At 61.5% G+C, this 15,140-nt stretch carries 12 protein-coding genes; 5 read left to right on the top strand and 7 right to left on the bottom strand.

All coding sequences use genetic code 11. The annotated features are described in order from the left end of the window. The first annotated feature begins 10 nt into the window (after positions 1 to 10). The 5 genes from QYQ99_RS16155 to QYQ99_RS16135 all read left to right on the top strand — a co-directional run bounded on the left by QYQ99_RS16155 (position 11) and on the right by QYQ99_RS16135 (position 8,070). The gene (locus tag QYQ99_RS16155) at positions 11 to 1,459 is read left to right on the top strand and encodes a sigma-54-dependent transcriptional regulator (RefSeq protein ID WP_302093193.1); all 1,449 of its coding nucleotides are present in this window, start codon (positions 11 to 13) and stop codon (positions 1,457 to 1,459) included. Beyond that, positions 1,452 to 2,090: a 1,6-anhydro-N-acetylmuramyl-L-alanine amidase AmpD gene (ampD, locus tag QYQ99_RS16150; protein ID WP_302089105.1), complete on the top strand. Its 639-nt coding sequence runs from the start codon at positions 1,452 to 1,454 to the stop codon at positions 2,088 to 2,090. Before QYQ99_RS16155 ends, ampD begins: the two co-directional genes overlap by 8 nt. 505 nt (positions 2,091 to 2,595) lie before the next feature. Further along, positions 2,596 to 5,505 (top strand): ribonucleoside-diphosphate reductase subunit alpha, encoded by a 2,910-nt coding sequence (locus tag QYQ99_RS16145; RefSeq protein ID WP_302089104.1) that lies wholly within the window; start codon positions 2,596 to 2,598, stop codon positions 5,503 to 5,505. A 220-nt stretch (positions 5,506 to 5,725) separates the two neighbouring features. Continuing rightward, complete coding sequence (locus tag QYQ99_RS16140) at positions 5,726 to 6,817, top strand: ribonucleotide-diphosphate reductase subunit beta (RefSeq protein ID WP_302089103.1); 1,092 nt, start codon at positions 5,726 to 5,728, stop codon at positions 6,815 to 6,817. Positions 6,818 to 6,993: 176 nt separating this feature from the next. Further along, entirely contained in the window at positions 6,994 to 8,070 is a 1,077-nt protein-coding gene (locus QYQ99_RS16135; protein ID WP_437439042.1) for a hypothetical protein, read from the top strand. Positions 8,071 to 8,184: 114 nt separating this feature from the next. Here the strand turns inward: QYQ99_RS16135 and QYQ99_RS16130 are convergent, their stop codons facing one another. The 7 genes from QYQ99_RS16130 to QYQ99_RS16100 all read right to left on the bottom strand — a co-directional run bounded on the left by QYQ99_RS16130 (position 8,185) and on the right by QYQ99_RS16100 (position 14,907). Then, the gene (locus tag QYQ99_RS16130) at positions 8,185 to 9,084 is read right to left on the bottom strand and encodes a carbohydrate kinase family protein (protein ID WP_302089102.1); all 900 of its coding nucleotides are present in this window, start codon (positions 9,082 to 9,084) and stop codon (positions 8,185 to 8,187) included. A gap of 111 nt (positions 9,085 to 9,195) precedes the next feature. Beyond that, positions 9,196 to 10,572 (bottom strand): zinc-ribbon and DUF3426 domain-containing protein, encoded by a 1,377-nt coding sequence (locus QYQ99_RS16125; protein ID WP_302089101.1) that lies wholly within the window; start codon positions 10,570 to 10,572, stop codon positions 9,196 to 9,198. 61 nt (positions 10,573 to 10,633) lie between these two features. Further along, on the bottom strand, positions 10,634 to 11,524 hold the full coding sequence (gene prmA / locus QYQ99_RS16120; RefSeq protein WP_302089100.1) for a 50S ribosomal protein L11 methyltransferase: 891 nt from the start codon (positions 11,522 to 11,524) through the stop codon (positions 10,634 to 10,636). 144 nt (positions 11,525 to 11,668) lie between these two features. Continuing rightward, complete coding sequence (gene accC / locus QYQ99_RS16115) at positions 11,669 to 13,027, bottom strand: acetyl-CoA carboxylase biotin carboxylase subunit (RefSeq protein WP_302089099.1); 1,359 nt, start codon at positions 13,025 to 13,027, stop codon at positions 11,669 to 11,671. A 124-nt stretch (positions 13,028 to 13,151) separates the two neighbouring features. Beyond that, positions 13,152 to 13,613, bottom strand: a complete 462-nt coding sequence (accB, locus tag QYQ99_RS16110; RefSeq protein ID WP_302089098.1) for an acetyl-CoA carboxylase biotin carboxyl carrier protein — start codon at positions 13,611 to 13,613, stop codon at positions 13,152 to 13,154. 147 nt (positions 13,614 to 13,760) lie between these two features. Next, entirely contained in the window at positions 13,761 to 14,312 is a 552-nt protein-coding gene (locus QYQ99_RS16105; RefSeq protein WP_302089097.1) for a TlpA family protein disulfide reductase, read from the bottom strand. Then, positions 14,305 to 14,907, bottom strand: coding sequence for a hypothetical protein (locus QYQ99_RS16100; RefSeq protein ID WP_302089096.1), 603 nt, complete (start codon positions 14,905 to 14,907; stop codon positions 14,305 to 14,307). The genes QYQ99_RS16105 and QYQ99_RS16100 overlap by 8 nt, the downstream gene beginning before the upstream one ends. Positions 14,908 to 15,140 lie beyond the last annotated feature (233 nt).

Raw genomic sequence — 15,140 nt, 5'->3', positions numbered from 1 at the left:
CAGCATTCTCGTGGTCGATGATGAACCGGATCTGCGCACGCTCTACGAGCTGACCCTGCTGCGGGAAGGCTACCGCGTGGAAACTGCGGGCTCGGTCCAGGAAGGCATGGCTCAGTTGCAAGGCCGCAACTTCGATGTCTTGATTACCGATATGCGCCTGCCCGACGGGATCGGCATGGAGCTGCTGCAGCTGCTGCGCGAGCAGTCACGCAGCGAGCGCTGCATCGTCATGACGGCCTACGGCTCTGCCGAAAACGCCGTCGAGGCCCTGCGCGCGGGCGCGTTCGACTATCTGACCAAGCCCGTGGACCTGCGCCAGTTCCGCCAGGTCGTGGCATCGGCCGTGCAAGGCATTGGCGCTGTGCCCAAGCCCGGCAACCCGCCAACCAGCGGCACAGGGGCGGGAGCGAAACCTGGCGCACTGGAGGCTCTGGTTGGCCAGTCTCAGGCCATGCAACTGGTCAAACAGCGCATTGTCAAGGTCGCCAAAGGCATGGCTCCCGTGCTGATTCAGGGTGAATCGGGCACGGGCAAGGAACTGGTGGCACGCGCCCTGCACGGCTGCAGCCAGCGGGCCGACGGTCCCATGGTCGCGGTCAACTGCGGTGCCATCCCGGAAAACCTGCTCGAAGCCGAGTTCTTCGGCGCGCGCAAGGGCTCCTACACCGGTGCCACGCAGGACAGGCCCGGCTACTTCCAGGCCGCACAGGGCGGCACCTTGTTTCTCGATGAAATCGGAGACCTGCCCCTGGCCATGCAGGCCAAGCTGCTGCGCGCCATTCAGGAGCGCAAGATTCGTCCGCTGGGCAGCACCCAGGAAGAAGCCGTCGATGTGCGCATCGTCAGCGCCACCCACCGCGATCTGGGAGCGCAAGTGCAGGCAGGCAATTTCCGCCAGGACCTGTTCTACCGTCTCAATGTCATCGAAATCGAGCTGCCCGCGCTGCGCGAGCGCCGTGAAGACCTGGGCCAGCTATGCCAGGCTTTGCTGCAAAAGCTGGCCCGCGAGTCCGGACTGCCCACGCCGGAGCTGGACAACATCAGCATCAGCCAGATCGCCAGGCTTCCGCTGGCAGGCAATGTGCGCGAGCTGGAGAACGTGCTGCACCGCGCCATTGCACTGGGCGAGGAAGGCCCGCTGCGTCTGCCCGAATCCGGCGTGCCGACCGAGGACGCTGGTGCGGCGGCAGCCGCCTTCTCGGACGCTGGGGCATCGAGTGCGCCGCAGCCGCAAGCTCGGCACGCAGACAGTCCGGCCACGCTGCCCGAAGATCTGCAAGGCTGGCTTGATCAGCAGGAGCGCAGCATTTTGGTCAGAGCCCTTCAGGACAACGGCTTCAACCGCACAGCCACGGCGGCCAGACTTGGCATCAGCCTGCGCCAGATTCGCTACCGCATCGACCGTCTGGGCATAGACCTGCCGGCCGAAGGCAGCAAACACCAGAGCGACAATGTCTGATCCGGCTCCTCATTTTTCATCCTTGCCGCTGCCACAGCAGCCTTGGCAGGCCGGCTGGTATGGTGCGGCACGCCAGCTGAGATCTCCCAATTTCGGCACTCGCCCCAGGGACGCGCAGATCGACCTCGTCATCATCCACTCCATCAGCCTGCCTCCGGGCCAGTACGGCACAGGCGCGGTGCAGCAGTTGTTCACCAATCAGCTGGACTGGGACGCCCATCCTTATTACCAGGGTATTCGCGGCCTCGAAGTCTCGTCACATTTCTTTATCACGCGTCATGGCGAGATCTGGCAGTTCGTCAGCTGCGACGACCGCGCCTGGCATGCCGGCGTGAGCCAGTGGCGCGGGCGCGAGCGCTGCAACGACGACTCCATCGGCATCGAACTCGAAGGCCTGGAAGGCCTGAGCTTTGAAGCTGCGCAGTACCAGGCTCTGCAGCAGCTTTGCATCGCCATCGCGGCGCACTATCCCGTGCACTACATCGCCGGACACGAGCACGTCGCGCCCGGGCGCAAGCAGGACCCCGGCCCGGGCTTTGACTGGCAGCGGCTGCAGCAGCAGCTGGGCAGCACGGACGGCACGCGCAGCTGGCAATTCCCCCCCAGTCCTTCAGCCTCAGGCGCAGCCTGAAATCTTCATAGCACCTACCGCCTTTCAGCACTCGATTTCATACACATTCGTAGCTGAAATCTTTTACTGGCAGGCGCTATGCGCTCCTCATTTTGAGAATCCCAAACATCCATCGTTGCAGGGCTTCGAAACGGCATGTCAATGGCGCGCGCGCAACAACTGTCGCCTGCATCAAACACGCAAATTTTTTACATATTTCCGGCCCGATCTGCCGCCGCGCGCAACCGCGCCACAGGCCTTTATTCATGCGGGATGAAGTCATTTTTGCGGCTGTCAAGCGGCGCTCGAAATGCCAGATTCGGTAGTTTCATCAGGTCGCTCGGATTTAAGCGCGATACACTACCGGTAGTGTTTTGAAGCGCCACAGACCCCATATCTAGTGTTTACAAGTTGTGCATACCCTGTGCAAACCATGTGTAAACCGAGGCGCCGAATCGTGTTTTTGATGGCCTGCCAGCAGTGCAGGCCTTTGTCTGCCTATCCACATACTGACTCAGAGGAACTTATGCAAGAAGCGTTGAACTCACTGCCTTCTGCCGCACCTGCCGGTGCAGCCAATTCTTCCTCCCCCAATGACAGCTATCAGATCATCCGCCGCAGCGGCGATGTGGTGGCTTTCGCGCCCCAGAAGATTGCCGTGGCCCTGACCAAGGCTTTCCTGGCCGTGCGCGGCGCGCAAGGCGCGGCTTCCGCCAGCGTGCGCGACACCGTCAACGAACTCACCGACGGCGTGGTGCGCGCACTGGTGCGCTCGCGCCCCGATGGCGGCACCTTCCATATCGAAGATGTGCAGGACCAGGTCGAACTGGGCCTGATGCGCGCCGGTCACCAGGACGTGGCCCGCGCCTATGTGCTGTATCGCGAGCGCCGCAACCAGGAGCGTGCCGAGCAGAAGAAGGTCGCCGAAGTGGCCGCCGCTGCCGCCGCCAAGCCCGTGCTGCATGTGACCGACAACGGCCAGCGCGTGCCGCTGGACCAGGAGCGCCTGGAGGCTCTGATCGTCGCTTCCTGCCGCCATCTGAATGCCGACATCCAGTCCGCGCCCATCGTGGCCGAGACCCTGCGCAATCTGTATGACGGCGTGCCCCTGGCCGAGGTCTACAAGGCATCCATCCTGGCCGCCCGTACGCTGATCGAAAAAGACCCCGACTACACCTACGTCACCGCCCGCCTGCTGCTGCACACCATCGTGCGCGAAGTCATGGGCCGCGACGTGCAGCCCACGGAAATGCAGGCCGCCTATGCCGACTACTTCCCCGGCTTTGTGCAAAAAGGCGTGGACAACGAGCTGCTCAACCCCGAGCTGCTGAACTACGACCTGCCCCGTCTGGCCAAGGCCCTGAAGGCCGAGCGCGACGAGCAGTTCGACTACCTGGGTCTGCAGACCCTGTACGACCGCTACTTCCTGCACGTGCGCAAGAGCCGCATCGAGCTGCCCCAGTCCTTCTTCATGCGCGTGGCCATGGGCCTGGCGCTGAACGAGCCCGACCGCAACGCCCGTGCCATCGAGTTCTACGAGCTGCTGTCGTCCTTCGACTTCATGTCGTCCACTCCCACGCTGTTCAACAGCGGCACGCTGCGCTCGCAGCTGTCGTCCTGCTACCTGACCACCGTGCCCGACGACCTGGACGGCATCTACGAATCCATCAAGGAAAATGCTCTGCTGTCCAAGTTTGCCGGCGGCCTGGGCAATGACTGGACCCGTGTGCGTGCCCTGGGCTCGCGCATCAAGGGCACCAACGGCGAATCGCAAGGCGTGGTTCCCTTCCTCAAGGTGGTCAACGACACGGCCGTCGCCGTGAACCAGGGCGGCAAGCGCAAGGGCGCTGTCTGCACCTATCTGGAAACCTGGCACCTGGACATCGAAGAATTCCTGGAGCTGCGCAAGAACACCGGCGACGACCGCCGCCGCACCCACGACATGAACACGGCGAACTGGATTCCCGACCTGTTCATGAAGCGCGTGATGGAAGCAGGCCAGTGGACCCTGTTCTCGCCCGCCGACGCACCCGATCTGCACGACCTGTACGGCGAAGCCTTCGAGAAGGCCTATACCGCCTATGAAGCCAAGACCGACAGCGGCGAGCTCAAGCTGTTCAAGCGCGTGCCGGCCGTGGATCTGTGGCGCAAGATGCTCTCGATGCTGTTCGAGACCGGCCATCCCTGGATCACCTTCAAGGACCCCTGCAACATCCGCTCGCCCCAGCAGCACGTGGGTGTGGTGCACTCGTCCAACCTGTGCACCGAGATCACGCTCAACACCAGCGACACCGAAACTGCGGTCTGCAACCTGGGCTCGGTGAACCTGGTCCAGCACATCAAGGACGGCAAGATCGACCACGACAAGCTGCGCAAGACCGTGAACACGGCCATGCGCATGCTGGACAACGTGATCGACATCAACTACTACGCCGTGCAAAAGGCCAAGGACTCCAATCTGCGCCACCGCCCTGTGGGCATGGGCCTGATGGGTTTCCAGGATGCGCTGTATGAAATGCGCACCGCCTACGCCAGCCAGGGCGCCGTCGAGTTCGCCGACGAAGCCATGGAAGCCATCTGCTACTACGCTTACTGGGCATCGACCGAGCTGTCCAAGGAACGCGGCACCTACTCCACCTTCAAGGGCTCGCTGTGGGATCAGGGCATCCTGCCTCCCGACACCCTGAAGCTGCTGGAAAAGGCCCGTGGCGGCTATGTGGAAGTGGACCGTTCGGCCAAGCTGGACTGGGATGCCCTGCGCGCCAAGATCGCCCAGGACGGCATGCGCAACTCCAACTGCGTGGCCATTGCCCCCACCGCCACCATCTCCAACATCGTGGGTGTGGATGCCTCGATCGAGCCTTCGTTCGGCAACCTGTCCGTGAAGTCCAACCTGTCTGGCGAATTCACCGTCATCAACCAGTACCTGGTGCGCGACCTCAAGCGCCTGGGCCTGTGGGACGACGTGATGGTCATGGACCTCAAGCATTTCGACGGCTCGCTGCGCGCCATCGACCGCGTGCCGCAAGAGATCAAGAACCTCTACGCCACCGCGTTTGAAGTCTCGCCCGAATGGCTGGTGGAAGCCGCCTCGCGCCGCCAGAAGTGGATCGACCAGGCCCAGAGCCTGAACATCTACATGGCCGGTGCATCGGGCAAGAAGCTGCACGACACCTACATGCTGGCCTGGCTGCGCGGTCTGAAGACCACCTACTACCTGCGCACCACCAGCGCGACCAATATCGAAAAGTCCACCGTGCAAAGCCGCGTGCTGAACGCAGTGTCCTCCGGCGCTCCTGCCGCGTCGGAGGCACCTGCTGCCAAGCCTGCGCTCAGCGCACTGGAAGCCGCTGCTGCCGCTGCCCGTGCCCAGGCACCCGCCACGGACATCAAGTTCTGTGCGATTGACGATCCGGGCTGCGAGGCCTGCCAGTAACTGGCAACACCCCCTGAGGCGCTTTGCCTCGGCGGCCCGCGCCTTCCCCCTCTCTCGCTTCGCGGGAGGGGGACGACACCCTCGGTGCGCGGCGGCGCTTCCTCGGTGTCTCTCGCTTTAGAGTGCGCCAGTATTTGAGTGGCGCCACTCCACCAATAAATGATTGAGAAGCTGGATGTCGATTGCACTGCACCCAGCTTTTGCCCTTCAAGGAATAAATATGCTGAGCTTTGACGACGACACCTTTGCCTCTTCCGCCACCAGCGCAGAAGCCGGCGCGTCCACCAGCACCCACAAGCGCGTGAATGCCGCCGACAAGCGCATCATCAACGCCAAGACCGACGTGAACCAGCTGGTTCCCTTCAAGTACAAGTGGGCCTGGGAAAAGTATCTGGCCACCTGCGCCAACCACTGGATGCCGCAGGAAGTGAACATGACGCGCGACATCGCGCTGTGGAAGGACCCCAACGGTCTGACCGAAGACGAGCGTCGCATCGTCAAGCGCAATCTGGGCTTCTTTGTGACGGCCGACTCGCTGGCCGCCAACAACATCGTGCTGGGCACCTACCGCCACATCACGGCGCCCGAGTGCCGCCAGTTCCTGCTGCGCCAGGCCTTCGAAGAAGCCATCCACACTCACGCCTACCAGTACATCGTTGAATCGCTGGGCCTGGATGAATCGGAAATCTTCAACGCCTACAACGAAGTCCAATCCATCCGCGACAAGGACGAGTTCCTGATCCCCTTCATCGAAGCGATCATGGACCCCAACTTCAACACCGGCACGCCCGAAACCGACCAGACTCTGCTGAAGTCGCTGATCGTTTTTGCCTGCCTGATGGAAGGCCTGTTCTTCTACGTGGGCTTCACGCAGATCCTGGCCCTGGGCCGCCAGAACAAGATGACAGGCGCGGCCGAGCAGTACCAGTACATCCTGCGCGACGAGTCCATGCACTGCAACTTCGGCATCGATCTGATCAACCAGCTCAAGCTCGAGAACCCGCATCTGTGGACGGCCGAATTCAAGCAGGAAATCACGGAGCTGTTCCAGAGGGCTGTGGAGCTCGAATATCGCTATGCCGAGGACACCATGCCACGCGGTGTGCTGGGCATGAATGCATCCATGTTCAAGGGCTATCTGCGCTACATCGCCAACCGTCGCGCCACGCAGATCGGTCTGGAGGAACTGTTCCCCGGTGAAGAAAATCCCTTCCCCTGGATGAGCGAAATGATCGATTTGAAGAAAGAACGTAACTTCTTTGAGACACGAGTGATCGAGTATCAGACCGGAGGCGCACTTTCTTGGGATTAATTGCTTCTAAGCAGGCACAATGCGAGTCATGACTTGCTTCACTTCATTGCTACAAAAAACTGAGATTTTTGGCGTGAAGCAAATTTGTGTTCCTAGCGATGCGTAACTCCACATCGCTTTGAATCGTCCGGCACTGCAAAGAGCCGGACGTCTTATGCAAATCAACGAAGGAGAAAATGATGGCAACTGCGAAGAAGACGGCCGCCAAGGCCACAACCGAAAAAAAGACCCCTGCCAAGAAGGCGGCCGCGCCCAAGGCTGAAGCTGTGAAGAAAACAGCTGCAACCAAGACTGCCGCCCCCAAGGCCGCTGCTCCTGCAAAGGCTGCACCCAAGAAGGCTGCAACTGCTGCCAAGGCTGCTGCTCCTGCAAAGGCTGCACCCAAGAAGGCTGCAACCGCTGCCAAGGCTGCTGCTCCTGCAAAGGCTGCACCCAAGAAGGCTGCAACCGCTGCCAAGGCTGCTCCTGCAAAGGCTGCACCCAAGAAGGCTGCAACCGCTGCCAAGGCCGCTGCTCCTGCAAAGGCTGCCCCCAAGAAGGCTGCAACCGCTGCCAAGGCCGCTGCTCCTGCAAAGGCTGCACCCAAGAAGGCTGCAACTGCTGCCAAGGCCGCTGCTCCTGCAAAGGCTGCACCCAAGAAGGCTGCAACCGCTGCCAAGGCCGCTGCTCCTGCAAAGGCTGCAACTAAGAAAGCTGCAACTGCTGCCAAGGCCGCTGCTCCTGCAAAGGCTGCAACCGCTGCCAAGGCTGCTGCCCCCAAGAAGGCTGCAACGACTGCCAAGGCTGCTGCCCCCAAGAAGGCTGCAACTGCTGCCAAGGCCGCCGCCCCCAAGAAGGCTGCAACTGCTGCCAAGGCTGCTGCACCCAAGAAGGCTGCAACTGCTGCCAAGGCCGCCGCTCCCAAGAAGGCTGCAACTGCTGCCAAGGCTGCTGCGCCCAAGAAGGCTGCAACTGCTGCCAAGGCCGCTGCACCCAAGAAGGCTGCAACTGCTGCCAAGGCCGCTGCACCCAAGAAGGCTGCAACTGCTGCCAAGGCCGCTGCACCCAAGAAGACTGCAACTGCTGCCAAGGCCGCTGCTGCTCCTGCAAAGACCGCTGCTCCTGCAAAGGCTGCACCCAAGAAGGCTGCCCCCAAGAAAGCTGCCGCACCTGCACCTGCCCCTGCCGCCGTCACCGAAACCACCGCACCCGTGGCACAGACCCGCCTGGCACCTCAAGCCGCCTGGCCCTTCCCCACAGGTAACAAGCCCTGATCGGTTCGCTGACCTGCACGCCATAAAAAAGCCCGAACTCTCTTACGAGAGTCGGGCTTTTTTACATGCCTGATTCAGTGCCGATATCAGTGCCCTCAAGGCACTGGCACCTCATCAGGGCTGGAAGTCCAGCTGATAGTTCTGCGGGCCGCGATGCGCCACCTTGAGCGCCCCCATGCGGTTTCCCAGTTCGGCGCAACGCAGCAGATCCCAACCACGCTCCAGGCCAAACAGGAACGCGCCACGCCAGGCATCGCCGCAACCTGTGGGATCGACCACGGCAGCGGGCTTCACCGAAGCAACCAGTGTCTTTTCACCCTGCTGCCAGACTTCGCAGCCTTCGGCGCCCAGTGTCACGACCAGGCCGCGCACCTTGCGCGAAATCTCCTCAAAGCTCAGGCCTGTGCGCTCGCTGAGCATCTTGCCTTCATAGTCGTTCACTGCCACCCAGTCGGCCTGCTCGATAAAGGCCTTGAGCTCGTCACCATTGAACATGGGCAGGCCCTGACCGGGATCGAACACAAAAGGAATGCCTGCAGCCTTGAACTGGGCGGCGTGCTCCATCATGGCTTGACGGCCATCGGGAGCAACAATGCCGATCTTGATATCGGCAGCCATGTCGGCCGTGATGCGGTTCTCGTGCGCCTGCATCATGGCGCCTGGGTGGAAAGCCGTGATCTGGTTGTTGTCACGATCGGTCATGATCATGCACTGCGCCGTATGCGTGCTCTGCAGCTGACCCACATGACGGGTCTCAATACCCAGATCCTTGAAGCGCTGCACATAGTCCGCACCGTCGCTGCCCACCATGGCCATGGGATGAGCATCGCCACCGAGCAGCTTCAGGCTGTAGGCAATATTACCGGCGCAGCCACCAAAATCGCGGCGCAGCGTGGGCACCAGAAACGACACATTGAGGATGTGCAGCTGATCGGGAAGAATCTGGTCGGCAAAACGACCTTCAAAGGTCATGATGTTGTCGAATGCCAGCGACCCACAGATCAAAGCGGCCATGATGCGTTCTCTTTCAGAAATGAATGAAGGGTGACTTGCGCCAACAAGGATGTACAACGGGCATTTCTATTAACAAGACGCCCCGCCTAATCCGAATTTGCGCAAGCCGTATTAGGGATAGAAAACCAGGGCCCGATAACCCGCCACGGCAGCGCCAAGATCCTGCACTTGCACAGGCACATTGACGCTCCACTCCTGGCGGGCTTGCAGCTGCTGCGGGGCCCCCAGAGGCTTGAGGTCGATCACTCGGCGCAGCAAAGGCCTGTCCTGTGCATCGGTCAAGGTCAGCTCGGCCATGGGCATGGCCACCGGCACATCGGAGCGATTCTCCAGGGTCAGGCTCCACTGGTACTGATGGGCATCGGCAAGCTGCTTGAAGCCCGAGCCGCTGATCACCACATCGGCAATCGCGCGGCGGGCCTGCAGCTCGCAGCCTGCCAGAGCGCAGGTCTTGGCCAGCAAGGGAGCCAGCGCCGGATACTGCGCAGCCAGCACATCGCGCTGCTGCCAGGCATGCTGTCCGACGACACCGGCTACGGCCGCCAGCGAACCCAGCACCAGCGCCACACGCATGCCTGCCGAGTGCCAGAAGGCCTGGCGACGGGCCTGGCGCACAAAGCCCGGCTCATCGCCAGCAAGGGCAGCAGCAGCCTCATCCTGATCCGTATCCGTATCCGTATCCGTATCCGTATCCGTATCCGTATCCGTGACAGCTTGCGCCCGGTCCCTGGCAGGTTGTATAGCGCCGATATCGGCGTGCAGCAGCGCCTCTTTCGAGACGGCCTCGACCCGGGCCTCATCCTCGACGTCCTGCGCCGCCTCGGGCATCAGGGCCTCGCCAGGCGGCGGCAAAGCCCGCAGCTCTGGCTCCAGCGCCGGCTCGGCGGGCGCGGGACTATCACCAGCTTCCAGCCCGCCTTCGGACTGCCTTGCATCCGGATGAGGATCTTGCCGGAGCGCCGCTGCACCCTCTTCAGCCAGAGAACGCGCCTGATCGACAAACGACGGCTGTGCATCCACCATCCCGGGCATGGACCCGGACAGCTCGGGTTCGGAAACCACATCGGCAGGCTCTGCTGCCGGTGCGGCTTCTGCGGCCTGAGCCACAGTCGGCGCAGCGTCCACCGAATCCGAATCCGAATCCGAATCCGAATCCGAATCCGAATCCGAATCCGAATCCAGCAAGGCCTCAGCCTTGTGCGCATCGAAGGCGGGAGCGGCCGGCGCAGAATCTGCGGCATCCTGCTGCGGCCAGGCCGGCGCCCGTTCGCCAGCCTGCGTCGGCTGTATTTCCGGCACGGGCGGCTTCTGCGGCACATCAGCTGCTTCCGGCTGCAGCAGCTCGTCGGGCACGGACTGCAAATCCTGCGAGGCATCAAAGACGCTTTGGCACATCCCGCAGCGCACCCAGCCCTGCGAGATACGCAGCTGGTCGGCAACCACTTTGAAGCGGGTTCCACAGGAAGGGCAACGGGTGACTTGGCTCATCAAGATGTCATTGTAGGCAGCAACCACCCACACACCTGCTGGCGGCGGGTCTGTCTCGCAATCAGGCCGCGCGCCGGGCGGTCATGAGAATCCAGCCGTCCTCGCTATCGGCCACTTCGAGCTTGAGGTGGGGCGCATAAGCCTCTTTCAGCTCATCGGCCTGACGCTCCAGAATGCCGGCCAGCACCAGATTGCCACCGGCCTGCACACGGCCGCACAGCAGCGGAGCCAGCACCTTGAGCGGCGTGGCCAGGATATTGGCCAGCACGGTCTGGTACTCGCCGTCGGCCGCATCGGGCAGACCGGCCTTGATCTCCACATGGTTGGCGCTGCTGTTGTAGTTGGTCGATTCCACGGCGGCGGGATCGATGTCCACTGCATCGACATCGGTCGCGCCGAACTTGGCTGCACCGATGGCCAAGATGCCCGAGCCGCAGCCATAGTCCAGCGTGCGTCCCAGATTTTCCTTGGGCTGGCGTGCAATCCAGCGCAGGCACATGCGGGTGGTGGGATGGGTGCCGGTGCCGAAAGCCAGACCGGGGTCCAGGCGAATGCTGACCTTGGCCTGCTCGGGCAATTCATGCCAGGTGGGCACGATCCAGAACTCAGGCGTGATGTCCACAGGCTCGAACTGCGACTGCGTCAGACGCACCCAGTCCTGCTCGGGCACGGGCTTGACGGCCAAAATCTTGCAGCCTTCGAAGAAGTCCTGCAGCTGCAGCAGCTCGCGCGCCTCGGTGGCCGCAGCCTCGCTGGGGTAGAGAGCGATCACGCGACTACGGCTCCAGCCTTCCTTGGGTGCGGGCATGCCAGGCTCGCCGAACAGCGCCTGCTCGGCTTCGGTCTGCGCATCGGCATCTTCGACGGACACGCTCAATGCATCGAGGGCATCCAGCGCATCGCTAATGGTTTCGACCCGGTCTTCGGGGCACAGCAGGCTCAGCTCAAACATGGCCATCCTTTCTAGCAACCGCGTCACTCATGTCAGGCCGGAGCCGACAGAGACAGCGCAAGTTGCACTTTCCTGAAAAACGAAAATGCTGGCCTCCGTTACCAGAGGCCAGCATGGGAACTCAGAGCAGCAAGGCTCCTGATCTCATCGCTTGCTGGGCGTGCGATGCGTCAGCCACTCTTCCAGATAGTGGATGTTGGTGCCGCCTTCCATGAACTTGGAGTCGACCATCAGATCCTGGTGCAGCGGAATATTGGTTTTGATGCCTTCCACCACGGTCTCCAGCAAGGCCGTGCGCATGCGGGCCATGGCCTGCTCGCGGGTATCGCCATAGGTAATGATCTTGCCGATCATGGAGTCGTAGTTGGGCGGCACGAAGTAATTGTTGTACACATGGGTGTCAACACGTACGCCAGGGCCGCCGGGAGCATGCCACGTGGAGATGCGGCCTGGCGAAGGGATGAACTTGTACGGATCTTCGGCGTTCACACGGCACTCGATGGCGTGCCCCTTGAACTCGATCTGGCGCTGGGTGAAAGGCAGCTTCTCGCCGGCAGCGATCATGATCTGGGTGCGCACGATGTCGATGCCCGTGATCAGCTCGGTGATGGGGTGCTCCACCTGCACGCGGGTGTTCATCTCGATGAAGTAGAACTCGCCGTTCTCGTACAAGAACTCGAAGGTACCCGCGCCGCGATAGCCGATCTTCTTGCAGGCTGCAGCGCAGCGCTCGCCGATCTTCTCGATCAGACGGCGGGGAATGCCGGGAGCCGGAGCTTCCTCGATCACCTTCTGGTGGCGACGCTGCATGGAGCAGTCGCGCTCGCCCAGATACACGGCACTCTTGTGCGTATCGGCCAGCACCTGGATTTCCACGTGACGTGGGTTCTGCAGGTACTTTTCCATGTAGACGGCAGGATTGCCGAAAGCAGCGCCGGCTTCGGCCTTGGTCATCTGCACGGCATTGATCAGCGCAGCTTCGGTATGCACCACACGCATGCCGCGACCGCCGCCACCGCCCGAGGCCTTGATGATCACGGGGTAGCCGATGGTCTTTGCAATGCGTTTGATGAGTGCAGGATCGTCGGGCAGTTCGCCGTCCGAGCCGGGCACGCAAGGCACGCCGGCCTTGATCATGGCTTGCTTGGCCGAAACCTTGTCACCCATGGTGCGGATGTTCTCGGGCGTCGGACCGATAAAGGTGAAGCCGCTCTTTTCCACGCGCTCGGCAAAGTCGGCGTTCTCGGACAGGAAGCCGTAACCGGGGTGGATGGCTTCCGCATCGGTCACCTCGGCAGCCGAGATGATGGCCGGCATGTTGAGGTAGGACAGCGGAGAAGGAGCCGGACCAATACACACGGCCTCATCGGCCAGCTTGACGTACTTGGCATCACGGTCGGCTTCGGAGTACACCATCACCGCCTTGATACCCAGCTCACGGCAAGCGCGCTGGATGCGCAGGGCAATCTCGCCCCGGTTGGCAACCAAAATTTTCTTAAACATGAAGTTCCTCGCAGCTTGGTGCCTGCGCCGCAGCACAGACCACTGCCAATGACTCAGTCGCGCAGCCAGTGGCTAGCGCACCTCGGCGCTGCAATGCGAACTGCATGCAACGCCTCATGATCTATCACTCGATCACGAACAGAGGCTGGCCGTATTCCACAGCCTGGCCGTTTTCACCCAGAACACGAACAATGGTGCCGCTCTTGTCGGCCTCGATCTCGTTGAGGATCTTCATGGCTTCGATGATGCAGATGGTTTCGCCTTCCTTGACCTGGCTGCCCACATCCACAAAGGCCTTGGCGCCAGGGCTGGAGGCACGGTAGAAGGTACCGACCATGGGAGACTTGACCACATGACCTTCTACAGCAGCAGGGGCTGCGGCCGCCACGGGAGCGGCGGCAGCGGGAGCGGCAGCCAAGGGAGCAGCCATCACAGGAGCCGCTTGCACGGGGGCAGCAACGTATTGGTGAACCACACCTTCGCTCTTGACGATACGGACCTTGCCCTCTGCTTCAGTGATCTCCAGTTCCGACACATTCGATTCGGACACCAGATCAATAAGGGTCTTGAGTTTTCGCAAATCCATGGGAGCTCCAGCGACGTATTTCTAAACAGGGCGCGAATTTACCTCAAATTCGGCCTTCTGCGTGCATTGGCAGATATTTTTCACTAACGTCGCCATGGAATTTAGTTACCTACACTTTTCTGACGACAAGAGCAATGTTCATTCGCTCTATTTGCTCCAATCTGTCAGATCTTCGCTGGAAAGCTCGCCTATTTTACGTTGCCGCACTTGTCCCTTGGCATCAAAAAGAACCGTGAATGGCAAGCCCCCCTGCAAGTTCCCCAGGCTTCTGCTCAGCCCCAATCCCCCTTGCATTGCGACGGCTACCGGGAATTGCACGGGCTGCCGCTGCAAAAAACGCAGCACGGCGTCGGATTTGTCAACCGCAAGGCCGACAACCTGAATACCTTTCGCACCTTGCTGCGCCGCAAATTCGCTGAGCATGGGCAGCTCCTTGACACAGGGCGGGCACCAGGTGGCCCAGAAGTTGACCAGCAAGGGGCGCCCCTGGAAGCCGGCCATGGCAAAAGGCTTGCCATCGGGCGTTTCGAAGGTCTGGCTCCACAGCTGCGCCTCGGCGCCAGGGCCCATGGCCTGAGGCTGGTTGCGCCACCAGGCCACTGCCCCACCGGCCACTGCCGCCGCGACGGCGACCGAGCCGGTCAGCCATAGACGGCGCGAGCCATTGGTCGACTGGTTCTCAGAGGTGTTTTCACTCATCGAGGCTCTCCTGAAGCAGCTTGCGCAAGGCCTTGGCATCGCCTCGCGGACTTTGGCCACGGCCATCGGGCTTCATGGCACCGCGCATGTCATCATGGTCGTAGACCAGAAGATGCACGCCCACGGTTTCATTGATCGGCTTGCACAGTGCGTGAATGGAAAGTGCCTCCACCGGCTTGCCCTGAAAGCCTGTGACCGTGCTTGGCTCGTATTGCACCTGGTTGTTGATGAGCGCTATTTCGGCTGACTTGGGATCATCACAGAACAGTTGCAGGTAGACATCCGACAGCCGCGTGGCCGTGCCGCGCCAGACCGCCCCGGCCAGATGCGGGCGAAACTCCTGCAGCCTGTCCATCCAGAGCAGGGCCAGTTCGCGCAGTGCCTGTAACTCCTGGGGCTGGGTGTCGCCGCAGAACAGCTCTATATATTCACGCACCGCTTCTTCAAGCTGGTCGTTGTCGGGCAGCGCCGTGCGACCGGGCAGACCAAGCTGACGCACGGCTCGCTGCTTGGCAGGACCCCATTCAAGGCCTTCCTCCACCACGATGCGGGCCGCCACCTGAGCAATTTCAGCAGTCACGTTATCCAAACTCATAGCGCAATTCCATCACGCCCGCCGCAGCAGGCGCGGCAGATCATCCCAGCATTGTGACCCAGATGAATGACCGCTCCTCGGCCTAGCCGCATCACCCCATGTTTTGATAGCTATGAGTGACGGCCTCATAGGGAACAGAAAGTAAAAACACATTTATATCTATATAGTTCAAGCGCAACCAGCTATCAATTTGATAAGAAAGGTTACCGCGCCTGCTCAGGCGCTCCGTGACT

This window comes from Comamonas testosteroni (genome assembly GCF_030505195.1).
Classification (GTDB): Bacteria; Pseudomonadota; Gammaproteobacteria; order Burkholderiales; family Burkholderiaceae_C; genus Comamonas; species Comamonas testosteroni_G.
The sequence above is the reverse complement of the archived record's forward strand: the minus strand, read 5'-3'. Positions and strand labels throughout refer to the sequence as shown.

What these genes read in the sequence shown, in the direction of transcription:
- accB (WP_302089098.1), bottom strand. Translation starts at nt 13,613, where the DNA reads ATGGATTTGCGAAAACTCAAGACCCTTATTGATCTGGTGTCCGAATCG.
- prmA (WP_302089100.1), bottom strand. Translation starts at nt 11,524, where the DNA reads ATGTTTGAGCTGAGCCTGCTGTGCCCCGAAGACCGGGTCGAAACCATT.
- QYQ99_RS16130 (WP_302089102.1), bottom strand. Translation starts at nt 9,084, where the DNA reads ATGGCCGCTTTGATCTGTGGGTCGCTGGCATTCGACAACATCATGACC.
- QYQ99_RS16105 (WP_302089097.1), bottom strand. Translation starts at nt 14,312, where the DNA reads ATGAGTGAAAACACCTCTGAGAACCAGTCGACCAATGGCTCGCGCCGT.
- QYQ99_RS16140 (WP_302089103.1), top strand. Translation starts at nt 5,726, where the DNA reads ATGCTGAGCTTTGACGACGACACCTTTGCCTCTTCCGCCACCAGCGCA.
- QYQ99_RS16100 (WP_302089096.1), bottom strand. Translation starts at nt 14,907, where the DNA reads ATGAGTTTGGATAACGTGACTGCTGAAATTGCTCAGGTGGCGGCCCGC.
- QYQ99_RS16145 (WP_302089104.1), top strand. Translation starts at nt 2,596, where the DNA reads ATGCAAGAAGCGTTGAACTCACTGCCTTCTGCCGCACCTGCCGGTGCA.
- QYQ99_RS16135 (WP_437439042.1), top strand. Translation starts at nt 6,994, where the DNA reads ATGATGGCAACTGCGAAGAAGACGGCCGCCAAGGCCACAACCGAAAAA.
- ampD (WP_302089105.1), top strand. Translation starts at nt 1,452, where the DNA reads ATGTCTGATCCGGCTCCTCATTTTTCATCCTTGCCGCTGCCACAGCAG.
- accC (WP_302089099.1), bottom strand. Translation starts at nt 13,027, where the DNA reads ATGTTTAAGAAAATTTTGGTTGCCAACCGGGGCGAGATTGCCCTGCGC.
- QYQ99_RS16125 (WP_302089101.1), bottom strand. Translation starts at nt 10,572, where the DNA reads ATGAGCCAAGTCACCCGTTGCCCTTCCTGTGGAACCCGCTTCAAAGTG.